Below are 18,536 nucleotides of genomic sequence, written 5' to 3' on the forward strand. Positions count from 1 at the left end.
CGCCTTTCGCCGTCGGGGCCGACGCTGGAAAAAGCCAAACCTGCTGTGAAGCAGGGACGGAAAGCCACGGATCTTCCCCGAAACGAAGACAGCCGGGTTACCCGAACGATGTCAACCGAAGGCCACCGGCCCCGCGCCGAGGCATCACCGACCGACATCCACGCGACAAGGCCCCCGGGTTATTCCTCGCACCGACTCCGTCAACACGCTGGGCAAAGAAGTGCCCCGGTTTGCTTTTTCCACAGCCTGCAGGATTAAAAAAGTCACGCACTTTTTTATAAACCGCACGATGATAAGGAGAAGAAGCAGACATGACACGGTTTCACAACGTCGCTCTCTTTGCAGGGATCCTCATCTTCCTGGCCTGCACCGCCCATGCCACGGAGCTCACGCACTGGCCCCGGGCAGAGCGCCACAAGCTCATCCGCCTCATTGAACGCAATGCCTACCAGGGAAAATTCGCGGTCTTTGACTGCGACAACACCGTCTGGTACCAAAAATTGGAAGAGTCCCTGCTGCCCTACCTGGAAAACAAAGGGCTCATGGGCCCGGAGGCCCTTGCCCCGTCCCTGAAAGTCATCCCTTTTCTCCCGGACGATACCCTCACCTCCTATGCCTGCAGGCTCTACGATATCGACAACAAGGTGGGCTCCCCCTGGATGGCCCGGGTCTTTGCCGGGTTTACATTAGAAGAGCTCAAGGGGCACGTGGACGATCTCTTTGCTCTGAACGGGGCCAGCATCCCCGCCAAACACCGGCGCAACGGCGAGCTCGTAGACGTTGAGGTGGAGGCGCCCCGGATCTACCCCGGCATGCGGGAGCTGATCAACGCCATGCAGGAAAACGGCATTGAAGTGATCTTCATCTCCACGGCCCTGGAAGAGCTGGTCCGCATGGTGGCCTGCGACCCCAGGTACGGCCTCAACATCAAGCCCGAAAACGTCATCGGCGTCAGCACCCTGCTCAAGGATCGCGAAACCGGGGAAATCACCACGGCCCGTCTCCAGATTGAACGGGGTCACTTCTTCGATGAGACCTACCCCAAAGCAAGGCACATGGCCATGGAGCTGACCCCCACCCTGTGGAGCCCCAACACCATGTATTTCGGCAAGGTCTGGGCCATCAAAGACTATATCCACCCGGTCAACCGCCCGGTTCTGGTGGCCGGGGATTCCCCCAACGACCACCCCATGCTCTTTGAGGCCGAAGAGTTCGGGGGCATCAAGCTCTGGATCAACCACAGGGAGGCCGACTGGAAGGCCACCAAAGAAGCCCGCAAGATCCGAGCCCGGCAGCAGCAGGAGGCCTGGCACTATCCATCGGCCAACAAGCGCTGGCTCATGGTCCGACCCGCCGATATCGGCATTTTGTAACTCCGCTTTCCCGGGGAGCCGCGCACTTATCCGGGCACCATACGTATGCCGTCCCCACACGGCATCCCCCCCGATGGTGCCATATCCAGTGCCGGCTCCCCACTCCGTCCTCTCCCCCACTTGAGTATGAATGGGGAGGGGACGGAGCCCCTTCCCTTGTATTCATAACCATCTGGGCTATTTTCCAAGACAATACTCAACAATACGCTCACAGTGGATAGCCGTTGTATTCAGAAAATGAATCCCACAACCGTTTTCCGGCAAAATCAGAGGTAGTTCCGTGCATCCCAAAATCAATGCATCGATGTCATGTTCAGCCACCATTCTGTCCACAATGGAAAGCAACTCCTGGCGAGTCGAATCTTTAATAATGCCTAACTCAATCTCTGCAAACAGTTTCCGGTGAATAAGCTCTCGCTCCTCTTTCGAAGGCACGATTACATTCATCCCTTTGCCAACAAACCGCGTCTTATAAAATCCCGTCTCCATTGTCAGCATCGTCCCCATCAGGCCAATATTTTGAAACCCCATCTGCTGAGCTCTGATGCAGGTGGTCTCAACGATGCTGAGCAACGGAACCGGGGACTTCGATTGGATATCGTCAAAGACATAATGGGGAGTATTGGACGCGATGGCAGCAAATTCGGCTCCGGCATGGTGCAAGGACACTATTTTATTCAAAAGCCAATCGGAGAGGTCTTCCCAGCGCTCAGCCAGCACAAAGGCCATGAGTTCATTGATATCGGCACCGTATATGATTATTTCAGGGTAATACAACCCGTTGCATTCCCCATTGAATGCATGGATGATCTTTCGGTAGTAATCCAACGTCGACTCTGGCCCCATCCCGCCAATCAATCCGATCTTATTTATGAGCACTCATCTCCTTTTATCAGTTGGGACAGAGAACCAGCTTCTAATGGCATTTTTCATGTGCTTCGAGGCTTTCTGGCCTGGACGCCCGCCTCCAAGGAACCCTATAAATTTAAGGGGTAAGTTCTACTTCAGATATAAAGCCCCAGCTTAATGCAACGGCATTGATTCACCACTCACTATTCACCTTTTCCCTCCCTTGCACATTCGTTCCTGCTCCTCCCTGTAAAACGACACAATCCGATCCACGGCCTTGTATTGCCGTTCCAAAAGATCCTCGATGATGGTTCGGAGGCCCCATTTCTTAAAATCGATCTGAAGACCGTTTCCTCCAGGGGCCTCGGTTGCTTCCAGTTCGGAAAAGAACACCCCCACAGATGTGAGGAGGCGATGGACGTCTTTGATGGCATCGCAAAGTTCAGTGATCTCCGACCCTGAAAACATGACGGGGCTGGATTGGCTGTCCGGTGAAGCCATGGTGGGACTCCTTGGTGGGTTAATAGTGAACGGAGAATAGAAAGTTAATGCCGCCGAATCAAACATATAGTATTGAAATATATAATTATTATCACATCAATTAAAAGTTCCAATTTTCCAATCATGAGGTGATTTATGACTACGCTAAAGAATCAACCGATATTTGGGCACAATCATTGAATTTCTATATCCATGCCAAATGTTCTGGATCATTTAAAAAAGTTCTGAAATCTAATGATTTTCAAAACCAGCACAAATATATTTCACAAGATGATTTTCCCGAAACACCATATCCGCCGAAAATCCTGGGATTCGAAATACGCATTTTCCGTTTCTATTGCAGCCTTCATGACTGACTCACGTTTCTCGAGAGGCGGTTCGCCTTGCCCATTGGCAACACAGGTCAACAATTCTGAGAGCCGATCAGCATAAAGTAATGGACTGAAGCCATCTGCCATGCTGTCATGCATTTTTATCATGACATAGCTATAATTTTCCTCTTGGCACGGCATGGCCCTTTGGTGACAAAAGGGCCATGCTTCGGATAGAATGTAAGGTAAAGTCATTTGATACTTAATGTGCGTTTCTGTGTCCTCCCTACAATGCTGCGACAGATCACCCGCTGTACGAAATCTGTTAGAAAAATCAAGAGATTCATCAATCAGGTGATTTAACACCAAAGTGTAAGGTTCATCGTCGAAGCAAATAGGAATTCGAAGATATCCCCCAATATTGTACTGAGTGCTCATCGGATTAATCAACTGACCGCAACGATACCGTTCTGAAAACTTGATAAATCCATCATCCCCCACTCATCAGCAGCGTGCGATGAACCGAAACCATGATCAAAAAATTACATCTTCATGTACCACGTAACCATTCAAAATATAGATAGATTTTACTGCAACAGACAGACCCATGCGATATCAACACAGACCAGAAACCCCCTTGAGCAAAACAAACGAACATCAGACATCGAATCGCCCCAAGGGCGAGAAAATGAAATAAAAAACCGTGAATTGCATTTTGTTTTTTTGAAACACCTGAATTTTCTGTGATAGCTGGCAGCAACAGCACTCTATTGCTTTGACCCGGACTTTTTCTCACTCCATAACCGGGCCAACGCCTCCACGACATGGAACCCTATCACCCACCCGGCTCAACGAATAACTTTATACGTTTAAAATAAAAGAACAAAACAACTCCAATAAGAAATTTATTGATCTTTTCCATTACTTAAAAAATTTACTCTTTCATTAATACGTATGTTTGGGTAAAAACAGATACAATAATGGTTGATATCGACCGTAACAGTTTTCCCTTAACCAGCATAAGCCAAATTACCGAATTAATAACAGTACATTGCACGAGCAATCCCGGATTCTTTCCGTATGAAAAAAACACATTTCAAATATGAAACCGTATCTGAACGAATTCTTGAAATGATTGATACAGGGGTGCTGATTCCAGGAGAAAAACTGCCTTCATTGCGGGATATGAGTGACAAAATGGGCTTGAGCATTGCAACGATCATGAAATCCTATATAGATCTTGAAAGGCTCGGGGTCGTTGAAGCACGGCCGCAATCGGGATTCTATGCCACCGGTCTTACGGCGCCTCAAGCACCGCTGCCGGAGAAGTCCTCCATACGACTCCAACCCACGAAAATCAACAAATCCAACCTTCACCGATCCATACTGAAGGCCATGTCTTCCCCGGATATCGTACCGCTTAACGGTGCGGTCCCATCGGAGGAGCTTCTCGCAGGTAAAGAGCTCAAGAAAATCATCAAACAGTTACTCAATACCCCAGGGTTTGAACTGATGCGATATGAGGAACCCCAGGGATCATTTCAGCTGAGAAACCAGATCGCCTGCCACATCAGCGACTATACGTTCAAAGCTGACGCCGAAAAAATCATCATTACAACCGGAGCAACCCAGTCCCTGGATATTGTCCTTCGAACACTCACACATCCTGGTGATACGGTACTGCTTGAGTCCCCGACATTTTTCGGATACCTTCCCCTCCTTGAATCCCTTGGGTTATACGCCCTTGAAATACCGACTGACGTTTCAAGCGGAATCGAAATCGATGATCTCCGAAAAGCAATCGATGCATATGAGGTCAAGGCATGCATACTTCAACCGGACTTTGGCAACCCCGTATCGTTTCGTTACCCAGACAAAAAAAAGAGTGAGATAACCGCTCTTTTAGAAAGTCGCTCGATTCTTTTGATAGAGGATGTCACCTACCGAGACCTCAGCTATGATCATCTTCACCTGAAAAGCCTGGCATCATTCGAGGAGTCCGGACATGTGGTCCAGGTTTCTTCGTTTTCCAAAACCATAGGGCCCGGTGGCGTTGGCTGGATCGTTCCCGGGAAGTATTACGAAAAACTGATGCAAACAAGATGCGCAAGTGCAATGAACACATCAAAACTGATTCAGAATGCGTTTGCCGAATATCTATCAAGCGGCCACTACGGGAGGCACCTCAAACGCATGAGTGCCGCTTTCAGTAATCAAACGACCACGTATCGGAATCATATCGCCACCTACTTTCCTCACGGTACGTGCATTACCAGACCCGAAGGAGGATTTCTTTTGTGGGTTGAGTTACCGCCAAGCATTGACACGGGAAAACTATACAAAAAGACACTTACCCGGAACATCGCCTTTGCTCCCGGGACCATCTTCACATCTCAAGAGAAGTACACCAATTGTATGAGAATCAATTGCGGATACCCCTGGAGTGATAAAATGGAACAGGCGATCAAAATAATTGGGGATACCGCCAGTCATATGATGGACACATAAAACCGATGGGAGCCACACCAAGGTCCCATGTCATCTTGCCACCACGGGAAAAGGCCCTCCTTCTTTACAGCCCGCCGCCTGGAGTTCAGCGTCTCGCCCCCGCCCACAAAAAAAAACACCCCCTGAAGCGATGCTTCAGGGGGTGTTGATAAGAGCCGCCTGTCTTCAGGCAAGGGGAGATTTTGACCTAAGCTTCGTCCACAGTAAAGGCCGCAATGGAGCCCATCATGGCCTGTGCCGTCTCTTCCATCTCGTTCATGCGGGCGGCGGTGGCAAGGCTGGCCTCGGAGGTATCGACGCTGATGGCACCGATGGATTCCATGGCCCGGGTGATCTTTTCCGATTCCTTGGCCTGCTCTTCGGAGGTCTGCGAGATGCCCCCGATGAGGATGGCAAGCTCCCCGGAAACATCCCGGATCTCCTCCAGCTTGGTGTGGGCGTCGTCGGCCCGCTGAGAGCCTTCCACCACCCTCTGGATACTGGCGTCCATACTGGCCCCGGCCTCGGTGATCTCCCCCTGGATGTTCTTCACCAGGGTGTCGATCTGCTTGGTGGAGTTGGTGGACCGCTCCGCAAGGCGCTGGACCTCTTCGGCGACCACGGCAAAACCCCGGCCTGCGTCTCCTGCCATGGCCGCCTGGATGGAGGCGTTCAGGGCCAGGATCGAGGTCCGGTCGGCGATGTCGCCGATGATCTGAACGATGTTGCCGATCTCCTGGGAACTCTCGCCGAGGCGCTTGATGGCCCGGGCGGTCTCCTGGACGTTTTCGCGGATGGCCGCCATAGACGCGTTGGTCTTGCTTACCGCCTCGGCCCCTTCACGGGCGCTCACCGTGGACTGCTCCGACACTTCGGCCGACTGCACGGCGCTGCCGGCAACGCGGCGGATGGTATCAGCCATGGCCCTGATGGCGCCGATGGCCCCTGTGATCTGCTCGGCCTGGAGGGTACTGGTCTCGGCCAGCTTTTCCGTGGATTCATGGACCACGCCCGAGGTTTCGGTCACGCGTCCCGCAGCGGTTTTTACCTCCCGGACCACCTGCCCGATCTGCTCGGCCATGAGGTTGAAGGAGTCGGCAATGGCCCCTGTCATGTCCTCGGTCACCTCCGCCCGCACCGTGAGGTCCCCTTCGGTAAGGCCGCTGATTTCCGTCAAGAGCTTCATGACACTGTCTTGAATGGCGTCACGCTCTTCACGGCTCTGGATAAGGGAGAGGGTGTTGTCGAGCATGGCGTTGAGGCTCTCGGCCATGATGCCGAGTTCGTCGCCACTCATGACATCGGCTCGGGCAGTAAAGTTACCGATACCGATCTCACTGAAGAGATTCATGATGTTGTTGACCGGCCTTACAACAATCCGCCTTGCCACCAGCCAGACAACGCCCAGGCAAAAGAGCACGGCCACCACGGCGCCGACGGAGATCTTGGCAATCAAGGCGTTGATGGGGGCTACGATCTCCGATTTTTCAACGGCCATGCCCACCACCATGCCGGTGGTGGGAAGCAGGGAGAACACATAGTAAATCTCTTTTCCGTCCGAAGCCCGCGCCTGTTCCAGCATTCCGCCTGTGTGCTCTTTGAAGAACCGGAAAAAGGCGTCGTTGTACCCGGGCTCATCATACACCGCAGCCCCCACCTTTTTGTCCCCGAACAATTCGCCGGCAAGGATCGTCCCCTTGGCACTGACAAGAAAGGTTTTGGCTGTTTGGTAGGGCTTGAGCTTTTTCAGGTTCACCTGTGCGTTGATCATGGACATGTCCACGGACACAACGCCTTTAAACGCCCTGTCGACGATGATGGGATGCACAATGGAGACGGTGGGCACACCACGGGTCAGATAGACATCCGAATAATGCATCAGGTCTTTTACATCGCTGCCGGCAAGCATCTCGTTGGCCTTTTTCTTAGGCACCTGATACCACCCCTTGGCGGTCTGGATACTCTTGCTGGGAACCATCTCGTCGCGCTTGAGCCCGTCTTTCCAGTAGTAGAACGGAAGAAACCGGCCGTTGATGGTATGCACGCTGTCCTCAACGTACGCCTCATCCTGACCGTCTGCGTTGGGCTCGTAGTTGATGGCAATACCGAAACAGCTGGGAAATGCCTTTACCCCTGCCTTGATCTGCTCAAGGGTCCCTTCACGGTCGCCGAAAACCCCCGTGGCCTGGGATATGGCCGTTGCCCGCACCATCTGCGCGGTGGCTGAAATGTCCGCCTCGGTGGACTGGGCCACACGCTGAATCGAGGACAGCATCAGCTCATGGCTGTTGGCAATAAGGTTAGCACGGTACGAGTTGATGATGGTCATCAACAAGGCCGCCATAACCACAATGATCATCGATACAATGCCAAAAGAGAGCTTGGTACCGATCTTGAGGCTCTGAAAAAACGATTTTAAGCGTTCCAATGCGCCACTCCTTCCTTGTCGTGACAGCCTGTGCACAGGAGGCCGTCAAAAAAGCCCCGTGTCATCAGGGGATATTCCAAACCGTACCCGTTCAATCAGAGCAGCGCCTTCACCGCACTCAGGTACTCATCGGTATCAAAGGGCTTGGTCATGTACCCGTCGGCACCCTGCTTCGTGCCCCAGAACCGATCGCTGTCCTGGGTTTTGCTGGTGAGCATGATGATCTTGATATCCTGGGTATCCGGGGCCGTCTTCAGCTGTCGGCACACCTGAAAGCCGTTTTTCTTCGGCAGGATCACATCCAGGACAATGAGATCGGGATGCTCTCCGGTTGCTTTTTCAAGGGCCTCTTCCCCATCCACGGCCGTGATGACCTCATACCCCGCCTCGGTAAGGGGGGTGGTCATAAGGATCATGTTCGTCGGGCTGTCCTCGACAACCAGAATTGTATTTTTTGCCATTGTTTCACTCCAGAATTACTCAAAAAAAACATGCACTGCCAACGCACAAAGCTGTCAGGGCGCCCATGGGCACCCCGCCGGTGGCCGGGCCCTACCGCTTCACAAACTGATCGATACCCTCTTCCTTCCACACCTTCAGCGTCTTTTCGTCCTTGGGGTTGATCTTCACCCCGATGGCGTTGACGGGAACGTCGTGCTTCTTCTGCACATCAATCCAGTTTTTCTTCACAGAGTTGTCGATGGTCATGATAAAAAGCCCTCCCTTAGTCTATTCCTGGGTTCTCATAGCCTCCGGCAGGCCTGCCGGAAGACAAACACTTAAAAAAATCTAACAAACAGAGTCCAAACAACATCAACGGCTCCCGCCGGGGCCATCGGCTTCAGGCAAAATCCGCCAGAAGCGCCTCGATGCCCTTACGGGTGAACGTCTCCGGGCCTTCGGGCCCCACCACGGAAATCGCCACATCCCCCAGGGCACGGGCAAGATCACCTCCGGCCATGGCCGCAAGTGCCCCTTTGTCCACGGAGTCGATGGCGGACAGGATCTCCTCTCCGGAGAGAAAGCGATCGAAGTAAAAAGCCTGGGTGGCGAGCCGGCTCATGCGGGTGCTGGAGTTCTCCGAGGAGATGAGGTGCTGGGCGCGCAGCTGCATCCGCGCCTTCCACAACTCCTCGTCGGAGACCGGGTCATCCCCTGAAGCCAGCTTCCACAGCTCCACCAGCACAAGGCAAAGGACCTGGGTGAGGTATTCCGGGGCCGTGCTGCCCTCAATCACGAACATGCCGTCATCGGCGTAAGCGTGGTATTCCGAGCCGATGCGGTACACCAGGCCCCGCTCCTCCCTCAACCGGGCGTAGAGCCGGGAGCTCGACCCGCCGCCGATGATGCTGTTGAGCAGGTGAACCCCGTAGCGGCCCTCGTCCGCATAGGGCAGGCAGCGAAGCCCGATGGCAAAATAGGCCTGGGACACAGGCACATTCTCCACCACCACCCCGGGTGCAAAGGACGGCAAGGGGGTATGGGTCTTCTCCCCCGTGCCGAGCATCCGCCAGAAGGCATCGCGCACCTGGGAGAGAAAATCCCCATGGTTCACGTTGCCCGCGGCCGCCACGATCATGCGGTCGGGGAGGTAGTACCGGTGGACAAAATAGATCAGGTCCGCACGGGTCAACCGCCGGACCACCTCAGGAAACCCCGCCACGGGGCGCCCCAGGGGGTGACGGCCCCAGACATGGGATTTCAGGGCGTCGTGGGCGCGGGACGACGGGATGTCGGCGGCTCCGTCGATCTCCCGTAGGACCGAGTGTTTCTCCTTCTCCAGGGCCTCTTCAGGAAACACGGAGTTCAGAAGAATGTCTCCCATGAGATCCAGGGCATAGGTGGTGTAATCATCCAGGACCGTTGCGGTGTAACAGGTGTAATCCCGGGTGGTGAAGGCTCCCATCTGACCGCCGGACTCGTCCATCATCAGGGCAATGTCCCGGGCGCTTCGGCTTCCCGTGCCCTGGAACATCATGTGCTCGGCCAGATGGGCCAGGCCGTGGCTCCCCAGGGGTTCGTCCCGGGGACCGGCATCGACCATGATCCCCACGGACACGGACCGGGTCTCGGGCATGGACTCCGTCACCACACGGATACCGTTTTCAAGCGTCGTGGCAGAATACATGATTCAACTCTCCGCCCAGGATGTGTTCGAGATGGGGCACCACAAGCAGCCCTTCGTCCCAGCGGTACACGCCCTTCACCGCAGGCAGCCGGGCTTCGTCCAGGTAAGCCCCCGCACACAGGGGCTCTGTCCGGGGCGCATTGCCGAGCAGCCTGGCCCCCGGGGCGATGCGCACAAGGGCTCGTTTCCAATTATCCGGCTCGCCAGACGAACCCGTTTTGCGCACCACAAGCATGCGCGTGCCGTTGTACCCGCTGGTGTCCCCGGCAAACCCAAGGAGGGTCTCAAGGGAAAGCACCGGCAGGGCAAGCCCCCGCCAGCCCGATATCCCGCTGACATACGGCGGGGCAAAGGGCACCCCGGAAAACGCAAGGGCGCCCAGGATATCCTCCACCTGGGAGATGCCGAACAGAAAACTCACCGCCTCGCCCCCGGGGAAGGTCCCCACGGCAGGTGCCAGGATCAGGGATCCCGAGGCGGCTGCTTTGTACTCACTCACATCCATGGGTCTCTCTTTTCATTCAAACGAAAGAGCCTCCGGCGGCCTTGCCGGGGGCTGAACTTTTAAAAAATTTGATACACAGATCTTAACAACACCGATTCAGGCCGGCTGAATCAAACGCCCGTCCGCAACCTGCTTTCAAGACTCTGTCTCCATACCCTCCCCAGGGCCGGTCACCAGCTCTGAGACAATCTCTGTCATCATGCCTTGGACCACACGGCGGACCACCTTTTCCAGCAAGCCCGGGGTGATGGCTGCCCCCAGCTCATGGGAGAGGGGATCGGGGGCCAAAAGATCCGGCGGTTCAACCTGGTCTACGACGGGCCACTCACCTTCGGGGCCCACCAGGGACCCGTCTTCGGACGGATCGCCCCCGGCCATGGCCGCCAGATCCACCTCAAAGGCGGGCTCGTCGGCCAGAACGGAAAACACCATGTCGGGAACCTCGGCATCCCCTTCAAAGGGAAAATCATCGGGCACAACGGCAAACGCGATATCCGGAGCCCCGGCATCCTCTTCAAAGGGAAAATCATCCGGAACAAGGTCGACCTCGATGTCGCAGGTCCCGGCATCCGGTATATCAAACGGCTCTGCCGCGCCTGGGTCGGCGGCGGGCTCATCCGGCACGGGGGCCTCTGTTGCAACCGGGTTTAAAGAGGCCCAAAGCACCGCCTGTTCCACGGCATCGGGGCTGATCAGGGGAACCCAGCCCCCGGGACCGTGCAGGACCTTTGGGAAAAGCGCCTTTGCAAGGCCTGTAAAGACCGGTGGCATCTCTGCCATATCGGCATCGGAGCCCTCCATAACCTTGCCGACCCGATCCACGGACAGGGCAATGATGCCGCTTTCGAAGCGAAGGATCACGGTTTTGGTGCCGGGAGAAGCATCCCGACAGGAGTCGCCCGTCCCAAAGAGATGGGAGGCGCTGTACAGAGGTACCGCCTCCCCACCGTTCAAAACCGACCCCAGCCGCAGTGCCGTTTGCCTGCCTGCGTGCTCCGGGCTGCCCTGGTCGATGGAGACCACCGAGGTCATGTCCACACCCAGGTTCAACGGCCCCACGGTAAACGATAAATAGGAATGCATCTGGCCCCCTTTCCGGGTCATCTGGCCACAGCCGCCATCAGGTCATTGTCAGGCTCTGGATCAGGTTGAGAAATTGCCTGTTGTCAAAGGGCTTCACAACGTACCCGTCGGCCCCCAGGGTCCTTGCCTTTTCCCGATACTTGGCCGTGGATCGGGAGGTGAGCATGATCACCGGAATGTCGCGGTACGCCGGATGGGACCGTTTCGCCCCTAAAAATTCGTAGCCGTTCATGCGGGGCATCTCAACATCCAGGATAATCACGTCGGGACGAAGGGAGGATAGTTTTTCAAGGGCCTCCACCCCGTCCCTTGCCGAGGCGGTTTTCCAGCCCTGGTCCTCCAGCAGCCGGGCAACCACCTGGCGGACACTGACGGAGTCGTCCACAATGAGGACCTCAAGAGGCGCCTCGGCCGACGGGGTGCTGGCCAGAGCAGCGGGGCGGGTCTCACCGACCTCGCCGTCCAGCAGCTCCCGGACGTTGAGGATCGGCACAAGGCTTCCGTCCCCCATGACCGTGGCCCCTGAGATGCCCTTGACATATTGCAGGTGACTGCCGAGGCTCTTGATAACGATCTCCCGCTGGCCAAGGAGGGCATCCACGGCCAGGGCTGCCGTTCTCTCCGGCGACTCGATCTTGAGCACAAGGGGCCTGTCTCCCACGCCCTTTCGGCTTGCGTCCTCATCGGTTATGCCCAGAACCCGGGATAGGTGATAGAGGGGAAACACCTCGTCATCCACCCGCACCGACTCCATGGGCTCATGCAGCATGTTGGCCGGATAGACCCTCAAGATATCGCTGATCTCATTCAAGGGGACGGCAAAGGTCCGGCCCGCGGCCGTACAGAGAATGGCCCGGGTCACGGCAAGGGTCAGGGGAATGCGCACGAGAAGGACCGTGCCTTTGCCCGCTCCGGAAGATGAGATGCGCACTGAGCCCTTGAGCTCCTCGATGTTGGTCTTCACCACATCCATGCCCACGCCACGGCCTGAGATCTCCGTCACCTCGCCCCGCGTGCTGAACCCCGGGGCAAAGACCAGGGAGACCAGCTCGTCGTCATCCATGGCTGAAGCGTCCACCCCCGGCATGGTCTCCGCTCTCCGGCGGATGGCCGCAAGGTTCAGCCCGGCCCCGTCATCCCGGATCCTGATGAGCACCTCGTTGCCCTCCCGGGAGGCGGAAACGGCGATGACCCCGGTGTCGGGTTTGCCCGCCTTGCGGCGGGTCTCGGGATCTTCAATGCCGTGATCCACGGCATTTCGAAGAATGTGAAGGAGGGGATCGGCGAGTTTTTCCCAGATCACCCGGTCCAGCTCGATGCCTTCCCCGCGGATGGTCAGGCGCACCTTTTTCCCAAGCCTGTCGGTCACCTCCCGCACCGCCCGCCGCATGCGGGTCGTGATCACGGACATGGGCGCCATGCGGATGTGCATCAATTTTCCCTGGAGCTCGCTCAACAGGACCCGCTGCCGGGTGACATACCCCTCAAAATCGCTGTGGAGGGTCTGCATGACGCTGTAAATCTCCCCGATGTCCACCGCGGATTCGGCAAGGTCCCTGAGCATGAGGTTGAATTCGGAGTAGCGGTCCAGCTCCAGGCTGTCGAAATCGCTGAACGGGTCTGCGCCACCCGAAGCCGCCTCAACAGCGCCCGCCCCCGGTTTTGCGATGGCCTTAACTTCATAGCCCACCTGAAGGCTCCGGGAAGTCTCCCGCAGACGCGCCCTGGACAGGTCCAGTTCCGAGACCGTCCCCATCAGGGCGTCCAGCTTCTGGTCAAAGGAGCTCAGGGCGATAATCTGTTCGGAAGCCAGGTTAACCAGGTCATCGAGCTTTTCCATGCCCACGCGAAAGGTCCCCGAAGGAGCGGACGTTCCGGCTGGAAAGACCTCCTGGGCAACCGTTTCCTCCTCCTCGACGGACAGGGAGTCAAAGATCCCTGCGCTCTCCTCCGGCGGCTCATGGCCCGCGCCCTCCGGCACGGGGGCCTCCCCCGCCGGGGAGGCGCCGCGAATGCGGCGAAAGGCCGTGTCCAGCCCGTCCATCTCATGGTCCGCCACCCGGGAGGGGTCTGTCAGAAAAAGGGCCATGATGTCCGTTGCTTTCAAAAGCACGGCCACCACGTCCGGCGTAATCTCCGAAGCCTCGTCGTACAACCAGTCCAGGAGATCTTCCACCCGGTGTGCCCAGGCGGGCAGCGCGGTCATGCCCACAAGACTCGAAGCCCCTTTGATGGTGTGCACCGCACGGCGAACCTGCCGAAGCCTCTCCTTCTCATCCGGTCCCATGGGCATGGCTTCGGTCACCCCTGCTTCAAGGGCCTCCAGATTCCGGTTGATGGACTCCACATGCTCTTCCACCTCGTCGTTGAACACGGCAAGGATCTCGGGGGCCACCCCCCTCGGGGCATCCTCCCCGGAAAAAGCCCCGGCAGGACACACCGGCTCCTGCACAGGAAAAGGGTCCGGTCCCACCGGGGGCTCTTCAAAGGCAAAGGGGTCCACATCCGCCACATCCCCGGGCAGGGGCATCCCCTGAAGGCTTTCCTCACCCAGGGGATCCTCTGCCAGGAGCAGGTCCAACGCATCATCCTCTTCAACGCAGAGGGCGGGCTCCGGAGCATCAAGGGGCGCCTCGGAGACGACATCCTCCCCGAGGTCTTCAAAAAACAGGGCCATCACCTCGTCATCACCGGCTTCGGGCAGGCCCCGCAGGCGCCTGAACACCACCACAGAATCGGCCACCATGGCAATCTCATGGTCACGTCCCGTCACCTGGCCCCGGGCAAAGGCGTCGAAACAGCCCACCGTCTCTTCCATGGCGCCAAGGAGGGGGTCATCCACGGACAATCCCCCTTCCATGGCCTCTTCAAGGGCTTCCTCCATGGGTGCAGCCGCATGGCTGAGGGCCACGAGCCCCACCAGGGATGCTGCCCCGTGAATGATATGGACCAACCGGTGAAGCTCCTGGACCACCTCCACGCGATGGGGCTCGGCGGACAGGGTCTTGATTCCGCTTCGAAGCAACGGAATATACGTTGTCACTTCATCAATAAACCCACTGACAATGCTGCTGTTTTGAGATCCCACGATACAATACGTCCCCCATGTTGACTGTCGTAACGGCCCCGAAGCTCACGATAAGCCCCTCATCCTTGCCCGTTCAAGCCTTTCGGAAGCTGTTCATCCGGCTTGATGTGAGCAAGGCCTTCACATCGAGAAGGTAGAGCAGCGAGTCGCCGGTTGCGGCGACCCCTGCGAGGTAAGGCGTGATGTCCCCTTTCGTAAAGGGGTTGGAAGAGACCGTCCACTCCCCTTCGCTCAGGGAGGCAATCCCATCCAGCCGATCCACGCGAAACCCCACCTTCAGGTGATGGGTCTGCAACAGGATCATGCTGCCGCCTGCGGGGGGGGCCGAGGGGCTCCTCCCGAAAAATGCCTTTAAATCGACGATGGACACCACGTCCCCGCGAATGTTGCTGATTCCCGATACCCAGCCGGGAAGGTTCGGCAGCGGGGTCACCCCGGGGAGCTTGCCCACTTCAAGGGCGTGTTTCAGGGGAACCGCAAAATGCACCCCGTCCACCCTGAAGCGGATATACGGCTCCGACTCGCCACCCCTCTCCTCCGGGTCTCCGGCCCCTTCGCCATGGAAGGCACGCTCAGGTTCCGCTGCCGTCATCTCGGCCAGAAGCTCCTCCAGAGGAGGCGACCCTTCGTTGCCCGCCATGGGGGCGGGCCGGTTGCTCTCTTGATCGTCCATTCGTAAATCATCCCGTTTTCGAATACTGGGCCAAAAGACCTTATGCCCGTGCGGGTACGCGACGGGTCTCTTTCGGGGCCCTAAATATGCTTGACGATGGCCTGTAACAAGGCATCAGGGTTGAAAGGCTTGGTCAGGTACGCTGCGCTGCCTGCGATCTTTCCCTTCATGCGGCTCATGAACCCGTCCCGGCTGGTGAGCATGATGACGGGGATGTTCTTGAGGTCACGCTTGTTTTTGATAATGGAGAGGATCTCGTATCCGTTCATCTTGGGCAGGATAATGTCCAGCAGGATCAGGTCCGGCGTCTCCTCACTGAGCTTGCTCAAGGCCTCCAGGCCGTCCACCGCCTCGATGATCCGGTACCCGTTGATGTTCAGGGTCGCCCCGATGACCTTGCGCGTGGTGGCGCTGTCTTCCACCACCAGGATCGTCTTGCCGTCCCCCGCCACGCCCGCCTGCCGAACGCTCTCCATTCCGCTTTCATCCGAGACCTGCTGGGCGGCCATCCAGGTAAGAAACAGCTTCAGCTGATCGGAAAAAAACGGCTGGTCGCCTGCCAGGGCCACGGTGTCGTTGAGGAGTTCTAAGGTGCGATCCGTATCCTTGATGTTAAAGTGGGACATGGCCATGTAGTACGAAGCATAGAGATTTCGATGCGCCTCCCGCTCCAGAACCTGGGAGAAACGCTTCACCGAGGCATCAATGACATCGGAGTTGCACGGGTGGTTGCCCGGGGCAAGGCAGGTTCGGGTAATCAGGAGCTGCAACCCGCAGTCCGTACACTGGATCGCTTTCATGTTCAAGGGGGCCCAGCAGAAGGGGCAGCGCTTTACACGCTCATCGGTCACCGCGCTTGCGGCCCGTTTAAACCGCTCTTTCTCCGCCACGATGACCCCGTCTTCCGGGGCCAGAAACTGGGCACGGTCAATGGCCCCTTCGATGCTCTTCAGGGAGCCTATGGTCCGGGAGTACCACAGCCAGGCCCCGGCCAGGTTCTTGTTGCGATTCAACAGCGCCACCAGGAGCTGCTGCCCCCGCTTCAGCCGGAACCCTTCGACATGGGCCACGGCCTCTTCAAAGATCTTGCGTTCCTTGTCCCTTGCCTCTTTGGTCTCGTCGTTCATCCGCTTGCCTTCAAGCAGCAGCTGCATCATGGATGTATGGATTCGCCTGGGCTTGTTGCAGAACTTGATGATCTCGATTTCAGGGGTCTCCCAGGCGATCAGCTCAAGGGCTGCGGCGTGTCCTTTCAGCTCCCGGACGGCGGCGTCGACAATCTCGCCGTTTGTAAAATAGAGGTACCCGACCCGCCCCTCGGACCTGAGCTTGAGCGACCAGGTTTCCTGGTTCATCTCAATCATGGTCACCATGCTGTCCAAGGAAAAACCCCTTACGTAGTCATGCGAAGTACCGGCCAAAATCACCACCTTAATCAGCACCCTGAAAGATGCATATTCTTGTTGTTCTTCAACGCCACGGAAAGCATGCCGCAGTCCCCCCCGCAAAAAAACCGCACAATGCTTCGCGAAAAACAAAAGCAGGAAACGGGCCAACCCTGTCATTTTCTCAAACCGCACAAAACAAGGAAACAGGCGTCCCCGGGCAACCGGACAGATTCACATGACTTTTACTCCTTTTCAGCCAGACCACCCTCCATCGAAATGCCCAAAGCCCGCCTGCCCGGCGTGCCTTTCCCGGGGCTTGAGCCGCGGCCTCGGGCCGTCAGGATTACACTAAAGTGAACAACCGTCCGAAAAACAAAACACCCCCCTCGGTATTTCCTATTTTTCATAAAACAGAACACACCCCATTTCTTTTCACATTCCCTGTTTTTACCCCAAAGGACACACCCATTAGGTATGTCCGGGTTGCTCTGGATCGCCAGCCCCCGGGGATTGTTCACAATCCCGGATACCCCACAAGAAAGCACAATTATACGACGCGTATATCGGTGTAGTATCAGGATCATACCGGAGGGTAAGTCATGACACGAGCAATGGCTCCCATTGACAAAAGGCACAAAAAAAGCCCCATGCTGATCAGGCAGCATGGGGCTTGTTTCTTTTCTTTGTAAAAAACGACGCATCCCCGGAATCGGTCGCGGGGCCTGGCAGTGGGACCACGCGTGGTCCCCTGGTTTTAGTGGGTCAGGATCTTGCTGAGGAACAGCTGCGTCCGCTCGTTTTCCGGATTGGTGAAAAAGGCCTCCGGGGTGTTGGTCTCCACCACCACCCCGTTGTCCATGAAGACCACCTCACTGCCCACCTCCCGGGCAAACCCCATCTCATGGGTCACCACCACCATGGTCATCCCCTCCCTGGCCAAATTCATCATGACCTCCAGGACTTCGTTGATCATCTCCGGGTCCAGGGCGCTGGTGGGCTCGTCAAAGAGCATGATCCGGGGCTTCATGGCCAGACCCCGGGCAATGGCCACCCGCTGCTGCTGACCGCCGGAGAGCTGGGAAGGGTACGCATCGGCCTTGTCGTGGATCCCCACCTTGGCCAGAAGCTCCATGGCTATCTCACGGGACTCTTTATCCCCTGTTTTCCGAACTTTTTTCGGCGCCAAGGTGATGTTGTCCAGAACCGTCATGTGGGGGTAAAGGTTGAACTGCTGGAACACAAACCCCACCTCGGTGCGAAGCCTTGTCAAATTGGTTTTCGGATCATGGACGGCCATGCCGTCCACCACAATGGACCCCGAGTCGATGGGCTCCAGGCGGTTGATGCAGCGAATGAGGGTGCTCTTTCCCGACCCGCTGGGCCCGCACACCACGGTGACATCCCCGGCTCCCACATGAAAATCGATGTCCTTGAGAACATGCAGGTCCCCGTACCACTTGTTTACTTTATCAAACTGAATCATCCGCCATGCTCCCGATGGATTTCTCGCACCGCCCCTTGGCTGTCGGGCCGTGCTCTTCGATTCTGGTGTGGTGGCCGCGCAAAAGTCAAACGGGCCGGTCTCCCAGAGACACCATGATGCCCTTCACCGTGACAGGGAAGGGACCCGGCCGGGCCTTGTGCCTGTGCCGGTGACTTTTTTATGAACGCCTCATTTTTTAAAGGAAAGATTGTTCACGACAATGAAACAAAAGTCAATCA

General features: G+C 56.7%; 14 protein-coding genes and 1 riboswitch. Of the genes, 2 read left to right on the forward strand and 12 right to left on the reverse strand.

The features are described from left to right. The first annotated feature begins 23 nt into the window (after nt 1-23). A riboswitch (cyclic di-GMP riboswitch) is annotated at nt 24-105 on the forward strand. A gap of 206 nt (nt 106-311) precedes the next feature. Next, complete coding sequence (locus tag BLQ12_RS06470) at nt 312-1,373, forward strand: haloacid dehalogenase-like hydrolase (RefSeq protein ID WP_092209451.1); 1,062 nt, start codon at nt 312-314, stop codon at nt 1,371-1,373. Nucleotides 1,374-1,550: 177 nt separating this feature from the next. Here the strand turns inward: BLQ12_RS06470 and BLQ12_RS06475 are convergent, their stop codons facing one another. Further along, nucleotides 1,551-2,252, reverse strand: a complete 702-nt coding sequence (locus BLQ12_RS06475) for an aspartate/glutamate racemase family protein (RefSeq protein ID WP_254782005.1) — start codon at nt 2,250-2,252, stop codon at nt 1,551-1,553. A 177-nt stretch (nt 2,253-2,429) separates the two neighbouring features. Beyond that, complete coding sequence (locus BLQ12_RS06480; protein WP_092209453.1) at nt 2,430-2,723, reverse strand: hypothetical protein; 294 nt, start codon at nt 2,721-2,723, stop codon at nt 2,430-2,432. 1,391 nt (nt 2,724-4,114) lie between these two features. Between BLQ12_RS06480 and BLQ12_RS06490 the strand changes: the two genes are divergently transcribed. After that, a complete protein-coding gene (locus tag BLQ12_RS06490; RefSeq protein ID WP_092209457.1) occupies nt 4,115-5,542 on the forward strand; it encodes an aminotransferase-like domain-containing protein in 1,428 nt (475 codons plus the stop codon). Nucleotides 5,543-5,729: 187 nt separating this feature from the next. Here BLQ12_RS06490 and BLQ12_RS06495 read toward each other — a convergent pair whose 3' ends face one another. From BLQ12_RS06495 to BLQ12_RS06535, 10 genes are all read right to left on the reverse strand, one after another. Further along, the gene (locus BLQ12_RS06495) at nt 5,730-7,949 is read right to left on the reverse strand and encodes a methyl-accepting chemotaxis protein (protein ID WP_092209459.1); all 2,220 of its coding nucleotides are present in this window, start codon (nt 7,947-7,949) and stop codon (nt 5,730-5,732) included. A 95-nt stretch (nt 7,950-8,044) separates the two neighbouring features. After that, a complete protein-coding gene (locus tag BLQ12_RS06500) occupies nt 8,045-8,410 on the reverse strand; it encodes a response regulator transcription factor (protein WP_092209461.1) in 366 nt (121 codons plus the stop codon). A gap of 91 nt (nt 8,411-8,501) precedes the next feature. Beyond that, on the reverse strand, nt 8,502-8,657 hold the full coding sequence (locus BLQ12_RS27320) for a hypothetical protein (RefSeq protein ID WP_175469544.1): 156 nt from the start codon (nt 8,655-8,657) through the stop codon (nt 8,502-8,504). A 133-nt stretch (nt 8,658-8,790) separates the two neighbouring features. Then, nucleotides 8,791-10,077 (reverse strand): M16 family metallopeptidase, encoded by a 1,287-nt coding sequence (locus tag BLQ12_RS06505; protein ID WP_092209463.1) that lies wholly within the window; start codon nt 10,075-10,077, stop codon nt 8,791-8,793. Beyond that, on the reverse strand, nt 10,055-10,582 hold the full coding sequence (locus tag BLQ12_RS06510; protein WP_092209465.1) for a chemotaxis protein CheW: 528 nt from the start codon (nt 10,580-10,582) through the stop codon (nt 10,055-10,057). Before BLQ12_RS06510 ends, BLQ12_RS06505 begins: the two co-directional genes overlap by 23 nt. Before the next feature lie 135 nt (nt 10,583-10,717). After that, nucleotides 10,718-11,665, reverse strand: coding sequence for a chemotaxis protein CheW (locus tag BLQ12_RS06515; protein ID WP_175469545.1), 948 nt, complete (start codon nt 11,663-11,665; stop codon nt 10,718-10,720). Between the two features lie 37 nt (nt 11,666-11,702). After that, nucleotides 11,703-14,753 (reverse strand): hybrid sensor histidine kinase/response regulator, encoded by a 3,051-nt coding sequence (locus tag BLQ12_RS06520; RefSeq protein WP_092209469.1) that lies wholly within the window; start codon nt 14,751-14,753, stop codon nt 11,703-11,705. A 73-nt stretch (nt 14,754-14,826) separates the two neighbouring features. Continuing rightward, a complete protein-coding gene (locus BLQ12_RS06525) occupies nt 14,827-15,426 on the reverse strand; it encodes a chemotaxis protein CheW (protein ID WP_092209471.1) in 600 nt (199 codons plus the stop codon). 80 nt (nt 15,427-15,506) lie between these two features. After that, nucleotides 15,507-16,808: a response regulator gene (locus BLQ12_RS06530; RefSeq protein ID WP_175469546.1), complete on the reverse strand. Its 1,302-nt coding sequence runs from the start codon at nt 16,806-16,808 to the stop codon at nt 15,507-15,509. Between the two features lie 760 nt (nt 16,809-17,568). After that, on the reverse strand, nt 17,569-18,297 hold the full coding sequence (locus tag BLQ12_RS06535; RefSeq protein ID WP_092209475.1) for an amino acid ABC transporter ATP-binding protein: 729 nt from the start codon (nt 18,295-18,297) through the stop codon (nt 17,569-17,571). Between the last annotated feature and the right edge of the window lie 239 nt (nt 18,298-18,536).

The organism is Desulfoluna spongiiphila (assembly GCF_900101345.1).
In the GTDB taxonomy this organism is placed as follows: domain Bacteria; phylum Desulfobacterota; class Desulfobacteria; order Desulfobacterales; family Desulfolunaceae; genus Desulfoluna; species Desulfoluna spongiiphila.